This window comes from bacterium, assembly GCA_030685015.1.
Classification (GTDB): Bacteria; CAIWAD01; CAIWAD01; order CAIWAD01; family CAIWAD01; genus CAIWAD01.
Genome location: JAUXWS010000069.1, coordinates 23,626 through 30,684 on the forward strand (window position 1 = coordinate 23,626; position 7,059 = coordinate 30,684).

2 protein-coding genes and 2 pseudogenes are annotated in these 7,059 nt (G+C 64.9%); all 4 read left to right on the top strand.

Going from position 1 to position 7,059, the window contains the following annotated elements; translation table 11 throughout:
* The first annotated feature begins 235 nt into the window (after nucleotides 1-235).
* The 4 genes and pseudogenes from Q8O14_10355 (at nucleotide 236) to Q8O14_10370 (ending at nucleotide 6,533) form a co-directional block, all read left to right on the top strand.
* The gene (locus tag Q8O14_10355) at nucleotides 236-1,462 is read left to right on the top strand and encodes an MFS transporter (protein MDP2361142.1); all 1,227 of its coding nucleotides are present in this window, start codon (nucleotides 236-238) and stop codon (nucleotides 1,460-1,462) included.
* Nucleotides 1,459-2,151: a hypothetical protein gene (locus Q8O14_10360; protein ID MDP2361143.1), complete on the top strand. Its 693-nt coding sequence runs from the start codon at nucleotides 1,459-1,461 to the stop codon at nucleotides 2,149-2,151. The genes Q8O14_10355 and Q8O14_10360 overlap by 4 nt, the downstream gene beginning before the upstream one ends.
* 512 nt (nucleotides 2,152-2,663) lie before the next feature.
* Nucleotides 2,664-5,186 (top strand): annotated as a pseudogene (locus Q8O14_10365) (DEAD/DEAH box helicase family protein).
* 9 nt (nucleotides 5,187-5,195) lie between these two features.
* Nucleotides 5,196-6,533, top strand: a pseudogene (locus Q8O14_10370) (class I SAM-dependent DNA methyltransferase).
* The last annotated feature ends 526 nt before the right edge of the window (nucleotides 6,534-7,059 follow it).

Here is a 7,059-nt window from a genome sequence, read left to right on the forward strand (position 1 = left end):
AGGTCAGACGGTTGGTCTGACCTGCCCCCAACGGAAATCAGGCCACACGGACTGCAGATAGATGTATCGCATCTCTTCTCCGCACGGTCTGCCCGGATGATAGCGCACAATCTCCGCAAAGGCGAATCATTCTCCGCAAATCGTGCGGAGAATAATCCTGACAATCTCCGCAGGGGGACGGGCGCCAGGTCGGACGCTTGGTCCGCCTGCCGCCGCCGTTCCCGATCTTCCCCCCATGAGCCTCGTCGCCCTCCTCCGCCGCCGACCCGACCTGCGCCGCCTGTGGATCGGCGAGGTGGTGTCGCAGGCGGGGGACTCCCTCTTCCAGATCGCCCTGCTCTGGCTCATGCTGGAGCTGACCGGCTCCTCCGGCCTCACCGGCCTGGTGGCCATGAGCGGCTACTTGCCCATTCTCCTCTTCGGCCTGCCGGCGGGCGCGCTGGTGGACCGCCTGGACCGCCGCCGCGTCATGCTGGGCGCCAACCTGGCCCGCGCCGCGCTGGTGCTGGTGCTGCCCCTGCTCGCCGCCGCGGCCTGGCTGGGCCCCGCCACGCTGGGCCTCGTCACCTTCGCCATGGCCTGCTTCAGCGCCCACTTCAACCCGGCGCGGGACGCCATCGTGCCGGAGCTGGCCGCCCCGTCCGAGCTGCGCGACGCCAACACCCTGGTCCAGAGCGGCTGGCAGCTGGCCCTCCTCGCCGGGCCGGGCCTGGCCGGCCTGCTCGTGCCCTGGACGGGCGAGCGCCACCTCTTCAGCGCCACGGGCCTGGCCTACCTCGTCTCGGCGCTTTTCATCTGGCGCCTGCGGACCCGGCGCCCCGCCGGCGCGACGCCGCCCTCACCCCTGGCCGCCGAGCTGCGCCGCTCCCTGGCCGAGGTGCGCAGCGGCCTGCGCCTGGCGCGGAGCGACCGCCGCCTGTGGGCCATCCTGCTGGTGACGGCGGCGGACAACCTCTTCATCATGGGGCCGGCCATCGTGGGCACGCCCCTCTTCGTCAAGCAGGTCCTCCAGGACGGCTCGGGCGACTACGCCTTCCTGCTCACCGCCTACGCCGCCGGCATGATCACGGGCAGCCTGCTGCTCAGCCGCTTCGGCGGCCGCTGGCGCGACAGCCGCCTCCTGCTCTGGGGCATCGTGCTGGACGGCATCACCTTCCTGCCCCTGCTCTGGGTGACCAGCTTCGCCGGCGCCTGGTGGACCCTCTTCGTCCACTCGCTCATGATCCCGCTCATCGTCATCCCGCGCCCCACCCTCATCCAGCGCCTTGTGCCGCGGGACTTCCACGGCCGCGTCTTCTCCATGATCAGCGTGGCGGTGACGGGCCTCAGCGCCGTCTCCGTGGCGCTCACCGGCCTCGTCGCCGAGTGGGTGCCCATCGCCACCATCTTCGGGGCCATCGCCGTCCTGGGCGCGGCGACGGGGCTGGCGGGATGGTCCATCCGCGAATTCCGCGACGCATGAGCAGCCGCATCGGCACCCTGGCCGAGGGCCATCTCCACGCCTCGCTGAAGGACCGCTGCGCCGAGCCCGGCGCCCGCTACGAAGCGCTGGTGGAGGGGCTCATCGTCGACGTGGTCAACCCGGGCGGACTGGTGGAGGTGCAGACCAGCGGCTTCAGCCGGCTCAAGCCCAAGCTGGAGCGCCTGCTGCCGGCCCACGGGCTGCGCCTGGTGCTGCCCATCCCCGGCGAGAAGATCATCGTGCGGATGGAAGAGGACGAGTGTGGCCGCCGCGAGCTGTCACGCCGCCGCTCCCCCAAGCGCGGCCAGTGGTGGGAGGCCTTCCGCGAACTGGTCAGCATCGCGCCCTGGCTGCTCCACCCCAACCTCTGCGTGGAGCTGCTCCTCACCCGCGAGGAGGAGATCCGCGCCCACCAGCCGGGCAAGGCCTGGCGGCGCCAGGGCTGGGTGGTGCGCGAGCGCCGCCTGGTCGAGGTGCTGGAGGTCCGCGCCTTCCACGGCCGCGGGGATTGGGCGGCCCTCCTCCCCTTCGCCGCCGGCGAGCCCTTCACCAGCGCCGACCTGGCCGCCGCCTGGGGCTCGCCCCGCTGGGTTGGACAGAAGGCCTGCTACACCCTGCACCGGGCCGGACTGCTGGAGCGGCTGGGCAAACAGGGCCGCTGCTGGGAGCATGTCCTCATCTCGCCCTGAGCGGGCAGGGTGCGCTTCGGCTTCTGCCGCCAGCCTCCGGACATGTCCCCGCAAAGGGGATCTCCCCGACTGTGCAGGGCTTGGCCAGGGTGCGGGCGATGCCCCGATCCCCGCCGCTTCTGTTGCAGGCAAACTCTGCCAGTAGCCTTGACATCATTCCCAACATTTGGCCAGCCCATACCAATGGACCGATCCCGTGATCTGTCGGTGCTGCTTTCAGAAGACTTGAGCTGGGTGCGAAGAGGGTTCTGAGGCAACCCCATCAGGAAGCGAGCTTGGCGCTCACCATGTCGTTGCAGCCACTTGACCTTGCCCAACAACGCCTGCGGGGCCGCGCCTTGCGTTGAGCACCTTGATCGCTTTGTAACACGGCATTTCACTAGACTCGATCCACTTGTTCCTGTCATACTTTGGTCATTTCCATCGCCAGTGTCGCAGCATCTGCGTCTCCCCAGTGCCATATTACTTGTATGGCGAGCACCTCGCCCACGTCGCGCAAGTCAGGGGATCCCATGCCGGAGAACGAAGCCGCTGCCCGGATCAAGATCAACGCGCTCCTGCAAGACGCGGGCTGGCGCTTCTTTGCCGAGGATGGACACCCCGCCAACATCAAGTTGGAATCCGGCGTGACGCTGGAGGCCATGGGCGACGACTTCCAAGGCACCAAGCACGGGTTCGTGGATTTCCTGCTGCTGGACTCGCGAAACTTTCCCTTGGTGGTGTTGGAGGCCAAGGCCGAGAGCATGGATCCGCTGGTGGGCAAGGAGCAGGCGCGCAAGTATGCCCGCTCGCTGAGCTGCCGTTTCGTGCTGCTGTCCAACGGCAACCTGCACTACTTCTGGGATCTGGAGCGCGGCAACCCTTACGTCATCACGGCCTTTCCCACGCCCGATTCCGCGGGCAGCTATCTGCGCACCCAGCCCAATCCACAGAAGCTGGCGGACGAGCCGGTGGACACGGACTACATCGTCCTGACCCAGCGCCCCGGCTACCAGGCCGACGCCTCCTGGAAGAACGAGGCCGAGCGGCCCGCCTTCATCAAGGCCAACAAGCTGCGCTTCCTGCGCGAGTACCAGCTGCGGGCCGTCAAGAGCCTGCAACAGGCTGTGGCAAAGGGTCAAGACCGTTTCCTGTTCGAGATGGCCACGGGCACCGGCAAGACGCTGACCGCCGCAGCCGTGATCAAGCTCTTCCTGCGCTCGGGAAATGCCCGGCGCGTGCTCTTCCTGGTGGATCGGCTGGAGCTGGAGGTCCAGGCCAAGAAGGCCTTTGACGACTACTTGAAGCCCGACTACGCCACGGTCATCTACAAGCAGAACCGCGACGATTGGCGCCGCGCCGAGGTGGTGGTCACCACGGTGCAGTCCCTCCAGGCGGGCAACAAGTATCGCCGCCTCTTCTCCCCCACGGATTTCGACCTGGTGATCTCCGATGAAGCCCACCGCTCCATCGGCGGCAATGCCCGCGCCGTGTTCGACTACTTCATCGGCTACAAGCTGGGCTTGACGGCCACACCTCGCGACTACCTGAAGCGCTTCGAAGCCAAAGGGCCAGCCACCAAGGATCCGCGCGAGTACGAGCGCCGCCTGCTGCTGGACACCTACCGCACTTTTGGTTGCGATTCCGGCCAACCCACCTTCCGCTATTCCTTGACGGACGGCGTGAAGGACGGCTTCCTGATCAGCCCCACCGTGGTGGACGTGCGCACGGACATCACCACGGCCCTATTGTCCGAGGATGGCTTCACCGTGGCGTTCACGGACGAGGAAGGTGATGACCGCGAGGAGACCTTCAAGCAGCGCGAGTTCGAGCGCCGCTTCTTTTCCAACGCCACCAACCAGGTCATCTGCAAGACCTTCCTGGAGCATGCGCTGAAGGATCCCGTCAGCGGGGAAGTGGGCAAGTCCATCCTCTTCGCCGTGTCCCAGAAGCACGCCACCAAGCTGGTGCAGATCCTCAACCAGATGGCCGACCTGATGTACCCCGGCAAGTACCAGTCGGACTTCGCCGTGCAAGTGACGTCGCAGATCCCCGAGGCCCAGTAGTTCACGGTCAACTTCTCCAACAACCACCTGCTGGGAACAGCCAACTTCCTGCCGACCTACCGCACCAGCAAGGCGCGGGTCTGTGTCACGGTGGGCATGATGACGACGGGCTACGACTGCACGGACATCCTCAACATCGGCCTCCTGCGGCCCATCTTCTCGCCCACGGACTTCATCCAGATCAAGGGCCGGGGCACGCGCACGCACGACTTCCGCGACCAGCTCTTCGACGAAGCCCACAAGGAGCACGTGCAGGAGCCGCGCAAGTCCACCTTCAAGCTCTTCGACTTCTTCGCCACCTGCGAGTACTTCGAGGAAGGCTACAACTACGACGAGGTCTTGCAGCTGCCTCCACCCAGCCGCAAGCCGCGCGACACGCCGCCCGACGAGCCCGCCGAGTTCGAAGGCACCTACGCCCACCTGGGCGCCGACATCCTGTCTTCCATCCGCGAAGTGGCCATTGGCTATGATGGCATGAAGATCGACCGCATGTTCTTCGAGCGCTTCGAGGAGGCGGTGAAGGAGCACCCCGGCATCACGGAAGCCGTGGAGGCGGGCCAGTGGGACCGCGTGATCGACCTGGTCAACCAGGAGGTCTTCCACCAGCCGGAGGATTACTTCGACCTGGAGAAGCTGCGCCGGGCCACGCCGGTGGATCGCCGCCTGGGCCTGCGCGAGATCCTGGAGAAGATCTTCGGCCTGATCCCCTTCTTCAAGTCCAAGGACCAGTTGCTCGAAGAGGAGTTCGCCACTTTCATCGCCGGGCAGCCGCCGGAGGACGTGGCGGCCATCCCGGCCATCAAGTCCTTTTTCAAGGCTTATGCCACGGACAACCTGGTGCGCCACATCATCGAGACGCGGCAGTACACGGACCTGGCCACCAACCCGTCCTTCTCCGCGAAGGATTTCAGGTTGGTGCCTGCGCCCTTCCGCGACCTGGTGCCGGCCTACATCAAGGATTATGTGTCGTTGAATCAATTCGCCGCGTAGGAGCCGCCCGTGCTGGACACCGCCACCAAGCGCCGCATCGACACCGCCCGCGACATCCTGGTGGGCAAGGTGCCCGACCCCAAGTCCCAGGTGGAGCAGATCACCATCGCCCTCATCTACAAGTTCATGGACGACATGGACGCCGAGTCCGAGGAGCTGGGCGGCAAGCGCAAGTTCTTCGCCGGGGATTTCGCGCGCTACGGCTGGGCCAAACTGATGCGGGCGGGGCTGGGCGGCCACGAGACCCTGAACCTCTACGCCGAGGCCATCACGCGCATGCCGGAGAACGACGGCATTCCCCCGCTCTTCCGCGACATCTTCAAGAACGCCTATCTGCCCTATCGCGACCCGGAGACCTTGCGCGCCTTCCTCAAGATCATCGACGAGTTCACCTACGACCACAGCGAGCGCCTGGGCGACGCCTTCGAATACCTGCTCTCCGTGCTGGGCTCCCAGGGGGACGCGGGGCAGTTCCGCACCCCGCGCCACATCATCGATTTCATCGTCGCCATTGTGGATCCCAAGAAGAACGAGACCGTGCTGGACCCGGCCTGCGGCACGGCGGGCTTCCTCATCTCCACTTACAAGCACATCCTCAAGGCCAACGCCGACGAGCGGGGCCAGGGAACGTTGACGCCGGAAGAAAAGGCGCGCCTGGCCCGCAGCTTTTATGGCTACGACATCTCCCCGGACATGGTGCGCCTCTCGCTGGTCAACATGTACCTGCACGGCTTCACCAATCCCAACATCAGCGAGTACGACACGCTGACCTCCGAGGAGCGCTGGAACGAATACTTCGACGTGATCCTGGCCAACCCGCCCTTCATGTCGCCCAAGGGCGGCATCCGCCCCCATCGCCGCTTCTCCGTGGAGTCCAAGCGCAGTGAAGTGCTCTTCGTGGACTACATGGCCGAGCACCTGAAGCCGGGGGGACGGGCGGGCATCATTGTGCCAGAAGGGATCATCTTCCAGAGTGGCGGAGCCTACAAGCAGCTGCGCCGCATGCTGGTGGAGGACTTCCTGGTGGCCGTGGTCTCGCTGCCGGCCGGGGTGTTCCAGCCCTACTCCGGCGTCAAGACCTCCATCCTCATCCTGGACAGCTCGCTGGCCCGGAACGCCAGCACCATCGGCTTCTTCAAGGTGGAGAATGACGGCTTCGGTCTGGGTGCCCAGCGGCGGGAGATCAACAAGAACGACCTGCCCCAGGTCAAGGCGGAGATCGCTGCCTATCTGGGCCGATTGCGCGCTGGTGAGACAGTCGAGGAACTCCGCACAACGCTTGGGCTGGTGGTGCCCAAGGATAAAATTGCAGCGAACGGTGACTTCAACCTTAGTGGGGAGCGGTACCATGAGGGGGCAGCTGCCGGTGGACATTTGCCAATGGTGCCACTCTCCACATTGGTCGAGATTCAAAGCGGATCCCGCGAGAAGGGCGGCGCAATCGATACCGGCATTCCAAGTATCGGTGGTGAACAAATCGATGAGAAGGGCAACATTCGTTTTGACAAGATGAAGTACGTCTCCGAGGGCCACTTTCGGAGCATGACTAAGGGCGTGCTGCGATCGGGTGACGTTCTAATCGTGAAGGACGGCGCGACAACAGGAAAAACTGGCTTCTACTCTCAGGACATAGAAGCGGCTGTCAACGAGCACGTCTTCATCTTACGGGCCAAGGAATCTGTCGAACCGCTCTATCTATACCGTTGCATCCGCTCCGAAGCGTTTCAAGAAAGACTTAGAGCTTATCCGTAAATAGGTTGACATTTCGATTCCGTTGAGCCAGCTTCCTCCATCACAACTGGAGGAGTCAGCCATGTCGCGATTGGCGAGCTGGGAATTGTCGGATGCCTTCTGGAGCCGAGTGGAGCCCCTG